General features: G+C 60.4%; 15 protein-coding genes and 2 tRNA genes. 7 read left to right on the top strand and 10 right to left on the bottom strand.

All coding sequences use genetic code 11. The features are described from left to right. Positions 1 to 252: 252 nt before the first annotated feature. Entirely contained in the window at positions 253 to 1,080 is an 828-nt protein-coding gene (locus tag HMPREF3130_RS07415; protein WP_048733966.1) for a Bax inhibitor-1/YccA family protein, read from the bottom strand. A gap of 235 nt (positions 1,081 to 1,315) precedes the next feature. Here HMPREF3130_RS07415 and HMPREF3130_RS07410 point away from each other — a divergent pair, with 235 nt between their 5' ends. Next, positions 1,316 to 1,648, top strand: coding sequence for a hypothetical protein (locus HMPREF3130_RS07410; protein ID WP_048733964.1), 333 nt, complete (start codon positions 1,316 to 1,318; stop codon positions 1,646 to 1,648). Between the two features lie 71 nt (positions 1,649 to 1,719). Then, a complete protein-coding gene (locus tag HMPREF3130_RS07405; protein WP_049172253.1) occupies positions 1,720 to 3,303 on the top strand; it encodes a succinic semialdehyde dehydrogenase in 1,584 nt (527 codons plus the stop codon). A gap of 62 nt (positions 3,304 to 3,365) precedes the next feature. On the opposite strand, the gene HMPREF3130_RS07400 is transcribed toward HMPREF3130_RS07405, so the two are convergent. From HMPREF3130_RS07400 to HMPREF3130_RS07360, 9 genes are all read right to left on the bottom strand, one after another. Further along, positions 3,366 to 3,442, bottom strand: a tRNA-Leu gene (locus HMPREF3130_RS07400). Between the two features lie 12 nt (positions 3,443 to 3,454). Next, positions 3,455 to 4,444 carry a Ppx/GppA phosphatase family protein gene (locus HMPREF3130_RS07395; protein ID WP_070429660.1) on the bottom strand — a complete coding sequence of 330 codons (990 nt, stop codon included), beginning with the start codon at positions 4,442 to 4,444 and terminating at the stop codon, positions 3,455 to 3,457. Beyond that, complete coding sequence (locus tag HMPREF3130_RS07390) at positions 4,445 to 4,981, bottom strand: DUF501 domain-containing protein (RefSeq protein ID WP_049182367.1); 537 nt, start codon at positions 4,979 to 4,981, stop codon at positions 4,445 to 4,447. Positions 4,982 to 5,120: 139 nt separating this feature from the next. After that, positions 5,121 to 5,657 (bottom strand): FtsB family cell division protein, encoded by a 537-nt coding sequence (locus HMPREF3130_RS07385; protein WP_048733957.1) that lies wholly within the window; start codon positions 5,655 to 5,657, stop codon positions 5,121 to 5,123. Positions 5,658 to 5,769: 112 nt separating this feature from the next. After that, complete coding sequence (gene eno / locus HMPREF3130_RS07380) at positions 5,770 to 7,044, bottom strand: phosphopyruvate hydratase (protein WP_048733955.1); 1,275 nt, start codon at positions 7,042 to 7,044, stop codon at positions 5,770 to 5,772. 85 nt (positions 7,045 to 7,129) lie between these two features. Further along, the gene (locus HMPREF3130_RS07375) at positions 7,130 to 7,990 is read right to left on the bottom strand and encodes a lytic transglycosylase domain-containing protein (protein WP_048733954.1); all 861 of its coding nucleotides are present in this window, start codon (positions 7,988 to 7,990) and stop codon (positions 7,130 to 7,132) included. A 71-nt stretch (positions 7,991 to 8,061) separates the two neighbouring features. After that, the gene (locus HMPREF3130_RS07370) at positions 8,062 to 9,069 is read right to left on the bottom strand and encodes a MazG nucleotide pyrophosphohydrolase domain-containing protein (RefSeq protein ID WP_070429659.1); all 1,008 of its coding nucleotides are present in this window, start codon (positions 9,067 to 9,069) and stop codon (positions 8,062 to 8,064) included. 7 nt (positions 9,070 to 9,076) lie between these two features. Further along, on the bottom strand, positions 9,077 to 12,703 hold the full coding sequence (mfd, locus tag HMPREF3130_RS07365) for a transcription-repair coupling factor (RefSeq protein ID WP_070429658.1): 3,627 nt from the start codon (positions 12,701 to 12,703) through the stop codon (positions 9,077 to 9,079). 44 nt (positions 12,704 to 12,747) lie between these two features. Then, positions 12,748 to 13,440: a TetR/AcrR family transcriptional regulator gene (locus tag HMPREF3130_RS07360; RefSeq protein ID WP_101687444.1), complete on the bottom strand. Its 693-nt coding sequence runs from the start codon at positions 13,438 to 13,440 to the stop codon at positions 12,748 to 12,750. A 99-nt stretch (positions 13,441 to 13,539) separates the two neighbouring features. On the opposite strand from HMPREF3130_RS07360, the gene HMPREF3130_RS07355 reads away from it, so the two are divergent. The 5 genes from HMPREF3130_RS07355 to pth all read left to right on the top strand — a co-directional run bounded on the left by HMPREF3130_RS07355 (position 13,540) and on the right by pth (position 17,821). Then, positions 13,540 to 13,610 (top strand) — tRNA-Gln (locus HMPREF3130_RS07355). A gap of 87 nt (positions 13,611 to 13,697) precedes the next feature. Beyond that, positions 13,698 to 15,188: a bifunctional UDP-N-acetylglucosamine diphosphorylase/glucosamine-1-phosphate N-acetyltransferase GlmU gene (glmU, locus tag HMPREF3130_RS07350; RefSeq protein ID WP_070429657.1), complete on the top strand. Its 1,491-nt coding sequence runs from the start codon at positions 13,698 to 13,700 to the stop codon at positions 15,186 to 15,188. A 7-nt stretch (positions 15,189 to 15,195) separates the two neighbouring features. After that, positions 15,196 to 16,173 (top strand): ribose-phosphate diphosphokinase, encoded by a 978-nt coding sequence (locus tag HMPREF3130_RS07345; protein WP_016423206.1) that lies wholly within the window; start codon positions 15,196 to 15,198, stop codon positions 16,171 to 16,173. A 250-nt stretch (positions 16,174 to 16,423) separates the two neighbouring features. Then, positions 16,424 to 17,065 carry a 50S ribosomal protein L25/general stress protein Ctc gene (locus HMPREF3130_RS07340; RefSeq protein WP_016423207.1) on the top strand — a complete coding sequence of 214 codons (642 nt, stop codon included), beginning with the start codon at positions 16,424 to 16,426 and terminating at the stop codon, positions 17,063 to 17,065. 147 nt (positions 17,066 to 17,212) lie between these two features. Beyond that, entirely contained in the window at positions 17,213 to 17,821 is a 609-nt protein-coding gene (gene pth / locus HMPREF3130_RS07335; protein WP_016423208.1) for an aminoacyl-tRNA hydrolase, read from the top strand. Positions 17,822 to 17,844: the final 23 nt, after the last annotated feature.

The raw sequence follows: 17,844 nt of genomic DNA, 5'->3' as shown, positions 1-17,844 counted from the left end.
AAAGTCAGACACACTTTTTGCTACTTAACCCCCAGGCGGCAACTTCGGGCCACAGTGCCCGATTCTTGGACCGATAGAAGCCCATATGGCCTATCGGTCCATTTTTTGTGCCCTCTCCCGCTTCAATAACGCGCTTTACGACGTCACACTGAACAGCCTGATCGGTCAATATGTCGACTGCCAACAACAAAGCGCCGGCCACCCGTAATAACGGGCTAACCGGCGCTTGTGCGTTAGTTAGTTTTCTAGCGTTTAGTCCCTGAAGTAGGACAGCAGACGCAGAATCTCGGTGTAGAGCCAGACCAGGGTCACAGCCAGGCCGAGGGCGACACCCCAGGCGTACTGAGCCGGAGCGCCAGCGCGGACCAGGCGGTCAGCCTGATCGAAGTCAATCAGGAAGCTGAAGGCTGCCAGGCCGATGCAGACCAGCGAGAAGATGATCGACAGCATGCCGCCGTCACGCAGCGGGAAGCCCAGGCCGAACAGGGAGAGCACCAGGTTGCCCAGCATGAGGACCAGGACACCAATCAGAGCCGCACTCATAAAACGGGTGAACTTCGGGGTCACGCGGATAGCGCCCGACTTGTAGACGAAGAGCATACCGATGAAGACACCCAGGGTGGCCAGCACTGCCTGCATAATCAGCGCACCTGCGGCAACGCCCTGAATTGGAGCGGTGAACATGAAGCTGATGCCACCGACGAAGAGCCCCTCGAAGGCCGCGTAGGTGAGGGTAACCGGCGCGGAGCCGTACTTCTTGCCGAAGGTGGACACCAAAACAGTAATCAGACCACCGATGGCGCCGACAATGGTCAGAATCATGGCCAGGCTGGTGGAGACACTGACGGCAATGAAGAAGTTGACTGCAGCCAGAACAATGATGGTTGCCAGCGTGATGCCGGTCTTGGAAACGACATCGTCGACCGTCATCGGACGGTAGTCGGCGGCAACCTGCGACTGGTACGGGTTATCCCCGTAGCCAGCGCCCATCTGACCTTGGCCGTAGTGATGTGCGCCCGCCTGTCCGCGGGCGACGGTCTTAGTAAGTGAACTGAATGCAGGATTGCTGCTTTCGCGCACGTCGTCCTTCTTTCTTTTCTCAGTTTTTCTTACGTTTTGTATTCAGGCACACGCGCGTACGTTTGCCTACACTTTCTACAACGGGCGATGTAAAGGTATTGTTCCCAACCCTGAAAAACAGTTAGTATCAAGGTAATTCCTCGCCTGCTGGCGGTGATTTTGTAATCGCGGAAACACTCACAGTCGCCAGGCGTGGGCACCACATGAGTGATTATGAAACAGGAGGTTGGTCAAGATGTCTGATGGCCTTGACTACGATCCGGATACCACTGGTGATTTCGACGAGACCACGCTCGATGGCTCGGAAGGGCTCGATGGCGACTTCCTCACCGGTGATGGCGAGAATTATGTAATGGATCCGCCGGACCGCTGGCGGGGCGCTTCTCCGCATGACACCCTCGGCAAGCGGTTGGCCGAGGAAAAGCCGGACATCGACGTCGACGACGATCTGGATGATGACCCGGAGATGCGCTACGGCGATGTCGACGGCCACGAACCGTTCGAGTTCGGCAACGATGGCCCGCGCGACCCGGACCGCAACCGTCGGATGGGCTGGACTACTTACTAAAGTTTTCTAAGTTTTTGTAGTTTTGCCAAATTTACTATCTCGGGGCGCCGCGCAACAGTAGTATCTGTGCCATGACAGCATCTACTGCTACGACAAACCGAACTACCATCCGCAATCCGCTTAACGACGAGCTCGTTGCCCGCCTTCTTCAGCGCGTCACGGTAGCTGATAAGTCGAAGACCGCCACTATCTCGGCACCATTTACCGGCCAGGAGCTGGCGCAGATTCCTGTCGGTACCCAGGCCGATGTCGACGAGGCCTTCAAGCGTGCCCGTGCCGCGCAGAAGAAGTGGGCCCGCATGGCGCCGGAAAAGCGCGGCGAAGTGCTGCACCACTTCCACGACCTGCTCTTTACCCACTGCGACCAGGTGCTGGACCTGCTGCAGGCCGAGACCGGTAAAAACCGCGCCAGTGCCCACGAGGAGCTCGTACACACCGCTATCACCGCCCGCTACTACGGCAATCAGGGCCCGAAACTGCTTGAGCCGAAGCGAGCGCACGGCGCGGTCCCGGTACTTTCCAAGACCACCGTCTACCACCACCCAAAGGGCGTCGTCGGTGTTATTGCTCCGTGGAACTACCCGCTGACCCTCGCGGTTTCCGATGCGCTGGCTGCACTGATGGCCGGTAACGCCATCGTGCTCAAGCCGGACAGCACCACTCCGTTTACCGCTCTCTTCGCTGTCGATTTGCTCTACCGCGCTGGCCTTCCGGAGGATCTCTTCCAGGTCATTCCAGGACCCGGTCGCGTTGTCGGCCAGGGCATTGTCGGCCAGTGTGACTTCCTGATGTTCACCGGCTCCTCCGAGACCGGCCGCTCGCTGGCACAGCAGTGCGGCGAACGCCTGATCAGTTTCTCCGCGGAGCTCGGCGGCAAGAACCCGCTGATTGTCGCTGAGGATGCCAACATCAACCGCGCGGTCGAGGGCGCACGCATTGGCTGCTTCACCAACTCCGGTCACCTGTGCGTGTCCATTGAGCGAATCTATGTCGTGGACTCAGTCTGGGACGAGTTCGTCCCGGCATTCACCGACCGCGTGAAGGCAATGTCCATCGGCGCTGGCTACGAGTGGGAAACCGAGATGGGCTGCCTGCAGTCTCAGGGCCAGTTCGACACCGTCAAGTCCATGGTCGACGAGGCTATCGAGGCCGGCGCCACCGTGCTGGCCGGCGGTCGTCCTCGCCCGGATCTGGGACCGCTGTTCTACGAGCCGACCGTGCTTACCGACGTCCCGGAGGGCGTCGCCCTGCTGACCGAAGAGGTATTCGGCCCGGTGGTAGTCCTCCAGCGTGTCTCGGACGTCCATGAGGCTATCGCCAAGTCCAACGATTCCCGTTATGGCCTCAACGCTTCGCTGTGGACCTCCCCGCGTCGCGCAAAGGAGCTGGCTCCACAGCTTGAGGCCGGTACCGTCAATGTCAACGATGGTTTTGCTGCGGCCTTCGCGTCTGTCGATGCCCCGATGGGTGGTTTCAAGGATTCGGGTGTGGGCCGTCGTCAAGCAGCGGGCGGCCTGCTGAAGTACACCGATGAGCAGACGGTGACCGTGCAGCGTCTTTCCCCGGTATCGATGCCGCAGATGCCGCGTGAGCTGTACTCGAAGGTGTTCAACACGGCACTTGTCCTCGGCAAGAAGTTCAACGTCCTGCCGTAATCCGCATGTAGCGCGCACAAATAGCAAAAGGCCAGGTCAGAAAACTCTCTGACCTGGCCTTTTGGTGCCCCCAGTGGGACTCGAACCCACACTGAAAGGATTTTAAGTCCTCTGCCTCTGCCAATTGGGCTATAGGGGCCCCTAAGAAAGATTAATGGGCGATATGGGTGTCTACCAAACTCGCCACAATTCCGTCGAGGATATCCTTCTCGCTGATGTAGAAAAAGCGCTGCTCTTCCTTCGCTGCCTCGGAAAGCGGCAGCGCCTCAAACATGTCCATCAGACCGTCCACAATGATGGAACCGCCGGCGAAGACATCCGCGCGCTTCGGATGCATCACGGGATTGGCAGCGAGCGATTCCGCGTCGGTCTCAATCACGGACGCGGTCAGCGCACGCAACGCCGCAAAGCGCAGCTGCGACAGGTGGATTGCCTCCGGGTCGTAGGTTTCTAGCCCCTGTGCCAGCGCCGACAGCGTGGTGAAGGTCCCGGCGCAGCCGACGATGGTGCGAGCCTTGTCGACAGGCACCTTCGCAACAATCTCGTCGGCCAGCTCCGCAACATACGAACGCGCCTCCTGGACCTGTTCCGCCGTCGGTGGCGAGGTCTGCAGGAACCGCTCGGTCAAGCGCACACTGCCCATGGCCACGGAATCAGAGCCGGCTACCGTACCATCGTGGTCACCGACAATAACCTCGGTGGAGCCACCGCCGACGTCAATGACGCAATACGGACCGAGCTCGGGCTCCAAGTCATCTACCGCCCCGCGGAAGGACAGCGCGGCTTCCTCGTCGCCGGAAATAACCTCGGCCTCTGCACCCCACGGAGCGAGAATCTCGCGGGTCATGGCGAAGAAATCGTCGCGGTTGCTTGCGTCGCGCGTCGCCGATGTCGCCACCATTCGGACTGCTTGCACTTTCTCGACCTGCATAAGCTCCGCATACTTCGTCAGAGCCTCCCGCACGCGCTCCAGCGCCTCTGGAGCCAGCATGCCAGTGGCGTCCACGCCCTGGCCAAGGCGGACGATTTCCATCAGTCGGTGCAGTTCTGTGATTTCGAGAACTCCATCGACGACCTCGACCCGGCTGATAAGCAGGCGAAGCGAGTTAGTGCCGCAGTCGACGGCAGCGAGGGTCGTCATTTATCCCTCCACCCCCGGATACGCAATACCGAGCTCGGCAATCGTGGGCCAATCTGCGGGAATCGCGGTGCCGCGCAGCTTCTCGTTCTCCGCCGCCAGCGCGACCGACTCAGTACCCAGTCGGAAGTGATCCGGCCCCTTGGCCAGGGCGTAGGCAATAAGAACGTGTAGGCACTTCACGCGCGTCGGCATGCCGCCACCGGAGAAGTCCGTGCCCAGGTCTTCCATCTCATTGCGCTCTGCCAGAAACGCCTCATGTGCACGCTGGTAATCGGCGGCGAGCTCTTCGTCGCTTTCCAGACGCGCGGTCATTTCCTTCATCACGCCAGTCGTCTCCAACCGGGAGGCCTCCGCGGTGAGTCGCGGATCAGTTAGGTAAAAGAGCGTGGGAAACGGAGTGCCATCGTCCAAGCGCGGCTTCGTCTTGACCACACCAGGAGTGCCGTCGGGGCTGCGGTAAGAGATGTCCACTACACCCCGCGGTTCACGTCCGAGCTGCTCCGCTATCACTTCCAAATCTGCGGTATCCACAGACATCGGTCACACTCCTTTTGCTTCCGTTTTTACTGACACATAATCTCACAGTCGCCTTACAAGCGCGTTGTTTCGCTTTACGACGGCACACTCCGCCGCGCATGCAACCTCGCCGAGAGGCCCCAGGTAGCCCTACGGCGATTTAGGACTCCGGTACCGTCGGCAAGCTCTCTGGCCTCGTTGCCTGATCGCGCCCCGGATTAGGGCGAGTCTCTTCGGGTTCGGGCGGGATAGAAATGGAATCCCACAGAGTCTCGTACCACTTCTTGGCCTGGTGCTGCGGAATTTCCTCCGGCTGCGTCACAGGCTGCTCGCCAACGGCCGGATCGAGGATACGGAATGGGGTCTCCCCCGGCTCTACCAGCCCCAGGCGCAGACGTGCCTGCTCCTTAACATAGGCAGGGTTGGAGTAAAGCTCCTTTTCATCCTCTAACTGCTTAATTCGCTGTTCCATGCGAGCAATATTGTCCTGCGTGGCGGCGACATCCGCCTGTTGTTGTGCAAAAGTCCGCAGCGGAATTGCGAGAACAGATACTAAGAAAAGCACCAGCAGACCAATGCCGATCTTCTGTGCTGTGCTCAGCGAGCGCATTCCCGATGCGATTGCCGCTGCCGAACGCTGCCCCGCCCCTGCAGGGCGCGACTGTGTTCCGCGGCGAGATCGGTCCGATGCACTCATGTCCCACACTCTACCCGACCGTCAGCCGATGAAATAACAAAAACCCGCCCACCACCACGTGCGTGGTGCGGACGGGCAGTGCTAGACGCAGCTTTCGCAGCGCCTCAGCTCTTTACTTAAAACGCGGGAATGCGCTGCGACCAGCGTAGACAGCAGCGTCACCCAGGTACTCCTCGATGCGCAGCAGCTGATTGTACTTAGCAACGCGCTCGGAGCGAGCCGGAGCACCGGTCTTGATCTGGCCACAGTTCAGGCCGACAGCCAGGTCAGCGATGGTGGTGTCCTCAGTCTCACCGGAGCGGTGGGACATCATGGACTTGTAGCCGGCGTTGTGAGCCATTGCGACGGCCTCGAAGGTCTCGGACAGGGTACCAATCTGGTTGACCTTGACCAGCAGAGCGTTAGCGGCCTTCTTCTCAATGCCCTCTGCCAGACGCTTCGGGTTGGTGACGAAGAAGTCGTCGCCGACGATCTGGACCTTGTCACCAAGCTGAGCAGTCAGGGTGGTGTAGCCCTCCCAGTCATCCTCCTGCAGCGGATCCTCGATGGAGACGATGGCGTAGTTCTCAACCAGGTCAGCGTAGACAGCTGCCATCTCCTCAGCGGTGTGCTCGCCGCCCTCGAAGTGGTACTTGCCGTCCTTGAAGAACTCGGAAGAAGCAACGTCGAGAGCCAGAGCGACATCGTCGCCCAGCTTGTAGCCTGCAGCCTCAATTGCTTCAACAATCAGGTCAAGAGCAGCCTTGGTGGAGTCAACCGACGGAGCGAAGCCGCCCTCATCACCGAGGCCAGTGGACAGGCCCTTGTCCTTAATGACCTTCTTGAGTGCGTGGTAGACCTCAGCACCGACGCGCAGTGCTTCCTTGAAGGTCGGGGCGCCAATCGGAGCAATCATGAACTCCTGGACGTCAACGCCGGAGTCAGCGTGTGCGCCACCGTTGAGGATGTTCATCATCGGAACCGGCAGAACGTGACCGTTCGGGCCGCCGACGTAGCGGAACAGATCCAGGCCAGCGGACTCAGCAGCAGCCTTGGCAACAGCCATGGAAACACCCAGGATTGCGTTAGCACCCAGGCGGGACTTGTTGTCGGTGCCGTCCAGCTCAATCATGGTCTTGTCAACCAGACGCTGGTCCTCAGCCTCGAGGCCAATAATTGCGTCCTCAATCTCCTCGAGCACAGCGCGGACAGCCTTCTCGACCCCCTTGCCCAGGTAACGGTCTCCGCCATCGCGGAGCTCGTGTGCCTCATGAACGCCGGTGGAGGCACCGGACGGAACCGCAGCGCGGCCCACAGCGCCGTCTTCCAACAGCACCTCAACCTCAACGGTCGGGTTACCACGGGAGTCCAGAATTTCGCGTGCGTTCAACTCGATGATTGCAGCCATAGGTCACCTTTCCGCCGGAACCGTTCCGGCACATGACTCCAATTGTGGCACGGTTTGCCAACCTTCGCCTTAAATCCTTTTCACCCTATGCGGGCTGATTCAGCGCATAGTTCGCCGCAGCATCCCGAACATCGCGAAGATACTGCTCAGACTGGTTATACGAGCGAATTGCAGATGCCCACCCTTCCGGGGTGGCGAGGTCGCGTTCCCCACTGCAGAGCATCCGTGCCGTGGTCGCAGTTGCGTCGTCGATGTTGTTGGGGTCGGCGACACCATCACCAGAGGCATCCATCGCAAAGCGATGCCAGGTCTCAGGAATAAACTGCATCGGCCCCACAGCGCGGTCATACTCTGTGTCACCGTCGAGTTCGCCGTTGTCAGTATCAAGAACCTCAGCAAACCCACTCGTGCCGTCCAGCGGCGGACCGATAATCGTCGGACTCACTACCCCATCGGCACCGATATGCGCCGGCTTGAGCCAATTGCCCGAGTACGTGCCGTGATTAGTCTCCACCTTGCCCAGTCCCGCAAGCGTGTTCCACTCCAGGTGGCAGTTCGGGAACTGTTCGGCCGCAATCACATATGCGTTGCCGTAGGCACGGAGAGCGTCCTCAGAAATACCAGTCTTCGGGGAAATCTGCTGCGCCCACTGTCGGAGCTGTTCCGAGGTGCGCCCGGGCGCGTTGACATCAATCATCGGCGGTGGCTCAGCCGCAGCAGGCGGCACATTATCCGGAATCGGCTTCTTGGTCAACGACGGGATAACGGGTCCAGTGAACATCGCCAACGCCCCAACCGTGCCAATGATAATCAGCACCGCCAGGGAGGTTAGACCGAGGCAGCCACATCCTCGCGAGGACTTCTTTTTCCCCTTACTGCGGCCACGCGACTTCGCCCCGCGGGGTGCGGGGTGCGCGTATTCATCAAAGGGAGAATTAGAAGGCATGGGGAATTACTCTACGGGGTAAACCGTAAAAATCACTCAAACTCGAGGACAGAAATCACTTTTGCTGGAAACTAGCTGTCGCTTTCCGACGGGCCGAAGTCCTCAGCCTCTTCGTTATCTTCGCTGCCCGCTGCCCACTGCTCAGCACTGCCGGCCTGCTGATTCTCCATCTGGGCCAGCTCAGTCAGGAATGCGCGTGAAGCCTGTCGGGTCCGTTCTTCCGCACCGGACTCAGTCTCCAGCCCCGGAGTCGGGACCAGAATCTCCACTGGAATGTCTGCATCGGACAGTCCCAGCGCACGTGCGCGACGGATGGCTTCCTCAGCCAAAGCCAGAGCTGGCAGCTGTGTGGCCGGGTTCGAGCGCGGACGTCCGCGGCCGTAAGCCCACAGTCGCTCCTGTTCTTCCTCCGACACCATCTCGCCCTCGGCCACAGTGCCGTCGAAGAGGTACGGCTGACGAGCGCGCATCTTCAAAATAAAGTCGGTCGCCACATCGTCGAAGTCGAAGTCCTCCGCGATTTCGGCGTGGAAGAGGATCTGCAGCAGCAGATCTGACAGCTCGCTACGAATGTCACCGCCCTCGTTGACTGCGTCGACAAACTCGTAGGTCTCTTCAATGAGATACGGCAGCAGGCTCTTGTGCGTCTGGCGAGCTTCCCACTGCCCCGTGCGCCGTGCGGCCGCCATGATGTCCACGGCCTCGACGACGTGGGGCAGACGAGCTGCGGCAAGCTGTTCCTGCGGCGTCAGCGGCTCTGCAACCAGTTCTGGCTCAGGTTCTTGCACCGAGTCCTGCTGGGGAGCCGCCGCAACCTGAGCTGCTGGGGCCGGCGCATCATCCAGCTCGACCGAGTAGACCTTCTCGCCCGCATCGAGGCGATCGAGTACCTCGTCGTTTTCCATATCAGTGGTGACCAGAATCTCCGCCTGGGACACCGAGTGCCCACCGGCGTCAGCGATTGCCCAACGCACACGGATCGGGACTTCTTCGGTGTAGCTGACTTCACCGGTCAGCAGGCTAGCGGCTTCCAGCGGAATCGCAGTTGGAAAGCGGCTATCGAGCTTGATGATAGTCATACGGTTTCTAGTCCTTTCCCATGTGCGAGATATCCATACGTGGAATTCCCGCCATCGATGTCAAGAAGTCTGCTACCCACTGCACCAATGCAATATCGCGGACAGGTTTTGCCCGCAACCCTCGCCCTTCCTTCGGCATTCCGACGGAAACCGTGCGCGTTGCCGCACGATAGGTCGCCTGTGGATACAGGCGCTTGAGACGCACCTGCTTGGAGTCAGCAAGCTCCATAGGGGTTATTCTAATGTGCGCACCCATGGCTTGAACTTCATGCACGCCGAATTCCCGGCAAATAATTCGAAGTCGTGAAATAACCGCCAGTCTCTCCACCTCAATGGGTGGGGTTCCGTAACGGTCAACGAGCTCTTCGAGCACTACGTCGATATCGTCCAGCGCACTGGCGGCAGCGAATTTGCGGTACGCCTCTAGACGTAGGCGTTCCGACGACACATATTCGGCCGGAATATTCGCATCGACCGGCAAATCGATCCGAACTTCCTTCGGTTCGTTATCGGAAGCATCCGGAGTTTCACCATCGGCCACTGCCTTCAGTGCGGCCACGGCCTCGCCAACCAGTCGGACGTACATGTCGAAACCGACGCCGGCAATGTGACCGGACTGCTCCGCACCGAGGATATTTCCGGCGCCGCGCATTTCCAGGTCCTTCATTGCCACGGCCATACCGGCACCCAAGTCATTGTTCTGCGCGATTGTGGACAGGCGGTCGTAGGAAGTCTCCGTCAGCGTCTGATTTTCCGGGTAGAGGAAGTAGGCATAGGCGCGCTCACGGGAACGGCCCACGCGACCACGCAGCTGGTGCAGCTGGGAAAGACCCATATGGTGAGCGTTTTCCACAATCAACGTATTGGCGTTGGCAATATCCAGGCCGGTCTCCACGATGGTGGTACACACCAGCACGTCGTACTCGCGCTGCCAGAAGCCATCGACCGTGCGCTCCAGCTGCTCCTCCCCCATCTGACCGTGGGCCACTACCACGCGGGCCTCGGGCACCAAATTGCGGATATTCTGTGCGACCTTGTCAATGGTTTCCACCTTATTATGCAGGTAGAACACCTGGCCGTCGCGAAGCAGCTCTCGCCTGATAGCAGCGGCGACCTGCTTGTCGGACTGCGCGCCGACGTATGTCAGCACCGGGTGACGATCCTGCGGCGGGGTGAGAATCTGACTCATCTCGCGGATGCCAGCAATCGACATTTCGAGCGTGCGCGGAATTGGCGTTGCGGACATGGTGAGCACGTCGACATGGTGCCGTAGCGCCTTGATGTGTTCCTTATGCTCGACACCGAAACGCTGCTCCTCGTCAACGATGACCAGGCCGAGTTCTTTCCACTGCACGCCGGTCTGCAGGAGACGATGCGTGCCGATAACAATGTCGACCGTCCCGTTCTTCAGCCCTTCGAGGACCTCCTTGGAGTCCTTCGGCGAGGTAAAGCGGGACAGCCCACGAATGGTGACCGGGAAGCCCTCCATACGCTGAGTGAAAGTGGTCAAATGCTGCTGCGCCAGAAGCGTGGTCGGCACCAACACTGCCACCTGACGGCCATCTTGAACTGCCTTGAAGGCAGCACGCAGTGCCACCTCGGTCTTGCCGTAGCCGACATCGCCGATGAGCACGCGATCCATCGGCACCGGCTTTTCCATGTCGGACTTGATTTCGTCGATGGCCTGAAGCTGGTCCTCAGTCTCGGTGAAGGGGAAGTTATCCTCCATCTCCTGCTGCCATGGCGTATCCGGCGCGAACGCGTGGCCCGGCGCGGCTTGGCGCTCGGCGTAGAGCTTGACCAGCTCTTCCGCAATCTCGCGGACAGCACCACGGGCCTTGCGCTTGGTGGACTTCCAGTCCGAGCCACCCATCTTCGACAGCGCGGGCTTTTCGCCGCCGACATAGCGCGACAGCAAATCCAGGCTCTCCATCGGCACGTAGAGCTGGTCCGAGGGGCCTCCGCGCTTGCTCGGTGCGTACTCGAGCACCACGTACTCGCGGCGAGCCTGATCCTCGCCCGTGCCGATGGTGCGCTCAGTGAGCTTCACAAACCGACCGATGCCATGCGTGTCGTGTACGACATAGTCACCGGCCTTCAGCGCCAGCGGATCCACGCGACCACGGCGCTTCGCCGGCTTGCGGCGCCCACCAAGCGCACCTTCCGCGATGCGGTTACCTGTGATGTCCTGCTCGGTAATCAGAGTCAGCGCGCCACCGGGGATTCGCGGGAATACCAGACCACCGTGCAAAACACCCTGGTAGACGGTAATTCTTCCGGACTCGGGATACTCCGGACCTGCCGCCATGCGCGTCGCAATTCCGGCTTCCCTAAACTTTTCCGCTTGCCGACGCGCCCCCGCGGGCGTCGCCGCCACGTACGCCACTCGCTCCCCCGCGACCGTGGCATCGCGCAGCTGCTTCATCAGGTGACCAATTTCCTTTAAGTCTCCGCGTGGCGCGGGCCCAGGCTCGAAGGTCAGTGGCAGCACATCATCTTCGGTGACTCCCGCCTCCAGCATGCCGGGCGGGGAAATATGCCACGAAGTGGGCATCGGGATAGAGGCCAAGCTGCGGTACGCGCTGGGCTCCAGCCCATCCGTGGCGATTGGCGCCGAGCCACCCATCGCAGCAGTTTCCCACGCTGCGGCCATAAACTCCTCGCCTGCACTGATAAGGTCCTGTGCGCGGGAGCGAATGCGCTCCGGCCCGCACATGAGCACATGCGTTTTCTCCGGCATGACCTCAGTGAGCATCTTCATCGGATGCTGACTAATCAGTGGGATCAGCGATTCCATGCCCTCCACCCACTGGCCATCGCCGATGCGGGTGAGCATTTCTTGGACCTGGCCAGAGCGCGTGGTGGCGAGTTTCTCCGCGGCGGCCTTCACGTCGTCGTCGATAAGCAGTGCACGACACGGGAAGATATCCAGCTGGTCGACCTCTACCTCAGAGATCGTGCGCTGGTCAGCGACGGAAAAAGCGCGCAGGTCGGTGACCTCGTCACCCCAGAGCTCGATACGTACCGGCAGCTCTTCGGTCGCAGGGAAAACATCGACGATGCCGCCACGCACGGCAAACTGGCCACGCCTGCCGACCATGTCCACATGCGAATAGCCGTGATGCACCAACCGCTCAACTAGGTTCTCGCAGTCCTGGTCCAGCTGAACGTGAATGGGGGCACTGGTTTCAGCCTCGAGGTCGTCCACAATCGGCTGCACCAACGAGCGCACCGCCGCAATCAGAACGTCGACTTTGCCCCGGCGAACGTCGTAAAGCGCCTTACGACGCTGCGCCACAGTATCCACGGCCGGCGAAAGCTTCTCATGCGGGAGCGTCTCCCACGAGGAGAACATAGCTACACGGTCGCCGATCATAGACTTGACCTCGGCAGTCAGGTCCTCCGCCTCACGGCCGGTAGCCGTGATGACCAGCACCGGCACCTTCGTAGACATGGCGTAAATAAGGTGCGAACGCACCGCGTCCGCACCCGTGAGCGCCAGCTCGTCTTCGCCGATGCGCCCGAGCACGCCGACAAATTGAGGATCCGTGACAACGAGGCTTTCCAGCCCCGACAGCGGGTTCGGCAGAATGCTGGGTGTGGCTTTCGCCGAGGAAGACGCAGAAGTTGGCATAGCCCCAATATAACCATGCACCCCGGATCCACCCTGCGTGCTGGTTAGCCGTTCTCCGCCACCTGCATCGGGTCCGCTGCGGCACCTGCGCCGAACTTCGCGCCCTCAGCGGCCGCTGGCACATCAGCGGAGCCATGCAGAGTCGGAGAACCCTCCATGCCGGCCAGCCCGTTCCAACACAGGTTCACGATGTGCGCCGCCACTGTCTCCTTATCCGGACTGCGCTTCTCCATCCACCAGCGAGCGGTCTGCGAAACCATACCGACCATGCAGTTTCCGTAGAGCACCGACATGGCCGGGTCGAAGCCGGCGCGTTTGAAAGCCTCGGCAAGGATAGGCGTAATCGACTCAGTGGCATTATTCAGCAGCGTCTCATAGCCACCCGCCACGCCGGGGTCGCGAGAAATAATGGAGAATCCCTCCGGGTTTTCCTCCACATAAGTCAGCAGTGCCAACACCGCCTGTTCGATGCGGTAACGCGAGCGTCCCAGGGACAACGCTTCCCTAATCGTGGCCTCCAGGGTCTTCATCTCCTGGTCGACGACTGCCTGGTAGAGCCGCTCTTTGGTACCGAAATGCTCGTAGACAACCGGCTTTGATACCCCAGCTGCGGCAGCGATCTCCTCCATTGAGGCGGCATCAAGCCCCTTGGCGGCAAAGATTCCACGGCTGACTTCTGTCAGCTGAGCTTTGCGCTGTGGACCGGTCATACGTCGTCTCGGAGAATTGGAGGCCATGCTTTTAGATTAGTGGCTAAAGTCTTGCTATCGTATATCGCAGGCGCAAGCGAGTTGGCTGAGTCGAATCAGCCATGCAATTTTTCGCGTTTGCCCCATTCTCCCATGGTGTAATGGCAACACTCCGGTTTTTGGTACCGGCATTCTAGGTTCGAGTCCTGGTGGGAGAGCAAGCGGGGGGCCGGCCCCTTAATTAAGAAGTGACTTTTCGCCCCGCCGTGACCGTGATGCACCCTGACCGAGGAGTAGCAAGTTTCATGTCGAACGGTTCGGCCACCGCTGTGGTCATTCTCGCCGCGGGTCAAGGCACCCGAATGAAATCCGATACGCCGAAAATGCTGCACGCTATCGGCGGTCGTACCATGTTGGAGCACGCGCTCTATGCCGCCAAGGGCATTAATCCGGATGAGATTGCTGTTGTCGTTGGCCACCAGCGCGAAAAGGTAATCGACGCCATCGGGACTTGGGCCTCGGACACCGAGCACTCCAACGGTGTCGTCATTGCCCACCAGGACGAGCAAAACGGTACCGGCCACGCTGTTCAGTGCGCGCTGGAGCACCCCGAGCTGCAGAACTTCGATGGCACCATCCTGGTGACCACTTCCGATGTTCCGCTGCTGGATTCCGAAGCGCTCCAGGCGCTGCTCGAAGAACACAACCGCAAGCCACGCGCTGCCGTGACTGTGCTGACCTCCACTGCTGACAACCCGCACGGCTACGGCCGCATCGTTCGCAACGCCGACGGCGAAGTTCTGCGCATCGTGGAGGAAAAGGATGCCTCCGACGAGGAACGCGAGATCACCGAGGTCAACTCCGGTGTCTACGCATTTGATGCCGAGACCCTGGCAAACGCTCTCAAGCAGCTGGACACCAACAATGCCCAGGGCGAGCTCTACCTCACCGATGTCATCGGCATCGCCCGTGAGGCCGACCGCTCAGTGCGAGGCCACCGCCTCGCCGATGCCACCGTCGTCGCCGGTGTCAATGACCGCGTCCAGCTGGCTACCCTTGGCCGCGAGCTCAACCGTCGCACCTGCGAGGCAGCTATGCGCGGGGGCGCCACTATCGTCGATCCGGACACCACGTGGATTGACGTTGAGGTGGAAATCGGCCGCGACGTCACGATTCTGCCGGGCACGCAGCTGCACGGCAAGACCGTGATTGGCGACGAGGCCACCGTGGGACCGGACACGACACTGACCAACATGGTCGTCGGCAAGCGCGCCAGCGTCGTACGTACACACGGTTCCGATTCGGAGATCGGCGAGGATGCGACGGTCGGACCGTTCACCTACATTCGCCCGAACACCAAACTCGGTGTCGGCGCGAAGCTCGGCGGCTTCGTAGAAGCGAAGAACGCGCAGATCGGAAACGGTTCGAAGGTTCCGCACCTGACCTACGTCGGCGATGCGGAGATTGGCGAGCACTCCAACATTGGTGCCTCCAGCGTGTTCGTGAACTACGACGGTGTCAACAAGCACCGCACCATTATCGGCTCGCATGTTCGCACCGGCTCCGACACCATGTTCATCGCTCCGGTGACCGTGGGTGATGGTGCGTACTCAGGTGCAGGTACTGTTATTAAGGACGACGTTCCTCCGGGAGCATTGGCGGTCAGTGGTGGCCGTCAGCGCAACATCGAGGGATGGGTCGAGCGGAAGCGTCCAGGTACCGCTGCTGCTGAGGCATCGAAGGCGGCTCAGGTAGCTGACAACGCTGACAACAACAAGGAAGACCAGGAAGGCTAGACGGCAGATGACCGGCCAGTGGATCGATAACCAAAAGAACCTCATGCTCTTCTCCGGAAGGGCACACCCGGAATTGGGCGAGGCAGTTGCCAAGGAGCTCGGCACAGAGCTGACTCCGATGACCGCTCGTGATTTTGCCAACGGCGAAATCTTCGTGCGCTACGAGGAATCCGTCCGCGGTTCCGATGCCTTCGTACTGCAGGCGCACCCGGCACCGCTGAACAAGTGGCTCATCGAGCAGCTGATTATGATTGACGCGCTCAAGCGCGGTTCGGCCAAGCGCATCACCGCTATCCTGCCGTTCTTCCCATACGCCCGCCAGGACAAGAAGCACCGTGGCCGTGAGCCGATTTCCGCTCGCCTGGTCGCTGACCTGCTCAAGACCGCAGGCGCTGACCGCATCGTCTCCGTGGACCTCCACACCGACCAGATTCAGGGCTTCTTCGATGGCCCGGTCGATCACATGCACGCCATGCCGATTCTGTCGGAGTACATCAAGAAGAACTACTCCCTGGACAACCTGGTCGTGGTCTCCCCTGACGCCGGCCGTGTGAAGGTTTCCGAGAAGTGGGCCAACACCCTGGGCGACGCCCCGCTGGCCTTCATTCACAAGACCCGTTCCGTCGATGTCGCAAACCAGGTTGTCGCCAACCGCGTGGTCGGCGAGGTCTCCGGTAAGACCTGTCTGCTCATCGACGACATGATTGACACCGGCGGCACCATCGCCGGCGCTGTCAAGGTGCTGCGTGAGGCTGGCGCTGAGGATGTCATCATCGCTACCACGCACGGCGTCTTCTCCGACCCAGCTCGCGAGCGCCTGTCGAAGTGCGGTGCCCGCGAGGTCATCACCACCGATACCTTGCCGCAGTCCACCGAGGGCTGGGACAACCTGACCGTCCTGCCAATCGCACCACTGCTGGCTAAGACGATCCACGAGATCTTCGAAAACGGTTCCGTCACCACCCTCTTCGAGGGTCAGGCATAAGTTCTTTCCGCTTGCCGACGGGCACCCCGCCGCGACCAGCAACCTAGTTTTGCTGGTGGTGGCGGGGTTTGCTGTTTGACCTGTTAGTCCACTACAATTTCTCCGGTAAGTCTCGGCGAGGGCGGCCACAGTAGGTGGTTGCCGTTATCGACGCGACGCTCGCAGCCCAACTTTTGCGCCCACGGTGGCATGGATGCGGCACGTGCTCGACTCGACGACTCAGTATCGAATCGTTTAGGAGTCCATTTTCATGGCAAAGCCCAACATCATCAAGATTGATGCCCGTAACCGCACCGAGTTCGGCAAGGGTGCCGCTCGCCGTGCCCGCGTTGCTGGCGACATCCCGGTTGTCATCTACGGCGCTGACCTGGATGCCCCGAAGCACATCCTCGTTGACACTCTGGATTTCCACGCTGTCATCCGTAACCACGGTGTCAACGCTGTTCTGGACGTCAACATCGAGGGCGAGTCCCAGCTGTCCATGGTCAAGGCTGTTGACCAGAACCCGCTGACCCTCGACATCGACCACGCTGACCTGCTCGCCATTCACCGTGACGAGAAGGTTGAGGTTGAGGTTCCGGTCGTTCCGACTGGCGAGCTCGCTCCGGGCGCCCTGCTCATGCAGGATGCCGAGACCATTCTGGTCAACGCACCGGTTCTGGCTATTCCGGAAGAGATCGAGGTCTCCGTCGAGGGTGCAGAGGTCGGCACCATGGTTCACGCCGGCGACGTTACCCTGCCGGAGGGCCTGGTCCTCACCGACGACGCTGACCTGCTCATCTTCAACATTGTCGAGCCGGAGGAAGAGCCGGCTGGTGACGTCGATGCCGATATCGAGGGCATGGGCGAGGCTGAGACCCCGGATGAGCCAGCTGAGGAAGAGGCTGAGTAATTCAAACGCTGAATGGCTCTATCTGACTGAACCAGTACAGGCTTTCACGTTTAGCTAAAAAGGGACGGACACTCTGGTCCGTCCCTTTTTTGTTCTTGAAACTCCCCGAAGCCAACAGACCGCGCACCGTGTGCCAAGATTGAATTCATGAACGCCTCCACCACACCTCTGCTTGTCGTGGGGCTCGGCAACCCTGGGCCCAAATATGAACTCACCCGCCATAACGTCGGGCATCTGGTGCTAGATGAACTAGCGAGCCGCACTTCTCCGATGCCTTCGTCGTTTAGCGTGCATAAGAAGTCCAACGCTGAGATTGTGCAGACTCGGTTTAAGACCTCCGATGGCGGCGAGCGACAGGTGATTCTGGCTAAGCCCCGGACCTACATGAATCTGTCGGGTGGTCCGATTGCGGCGCTGGCCAAGTTCTTCAACGTCGCGCCTACCGACGTCGTGGTAGTCCACGATGAGCTGGACCTGGACCCGGGCGTGGTACGGCTTAAGCGCGGCGGGGGCGAGAATGGCCACAATGGCCTGCGCTCGACCACGAAGTCGTTGGGCACGAAGGACTACATGCGGGTGCGTATTGGCATTGGCCGTCCTCCGGGCCGCCAAGATCCGGCGGACTACGTGCTGCGTAATTTCAATGCTAAGGAACGCGAGGAGCTCGCTTTCACTCTGCCCACTGCTGCGGAGGCGGTGGAGTTAATCGCCAGCCACGGGCTGGAGATTGCGCAGAACCAGATTCACGGGCGGTAGCAGTAGCGGGAAAGGGGGGGGGG

This window comes from Corynebacterium sp. HMSC14B06 (assembly GCF_001807075.1).
Taxonomy (GTDB): Bacteria; Actinomycetota; Actinomycetes; order Mycobacteriales; family Mycobacteriaceae; genus Corynebacterium; species Corynebacterium jeikeium_D.
The sequence above is the reverse complement of the archived record's forward strand: the minus strand, read 5'-3'. Positions and strand labels throughout refer to the sequence as shown.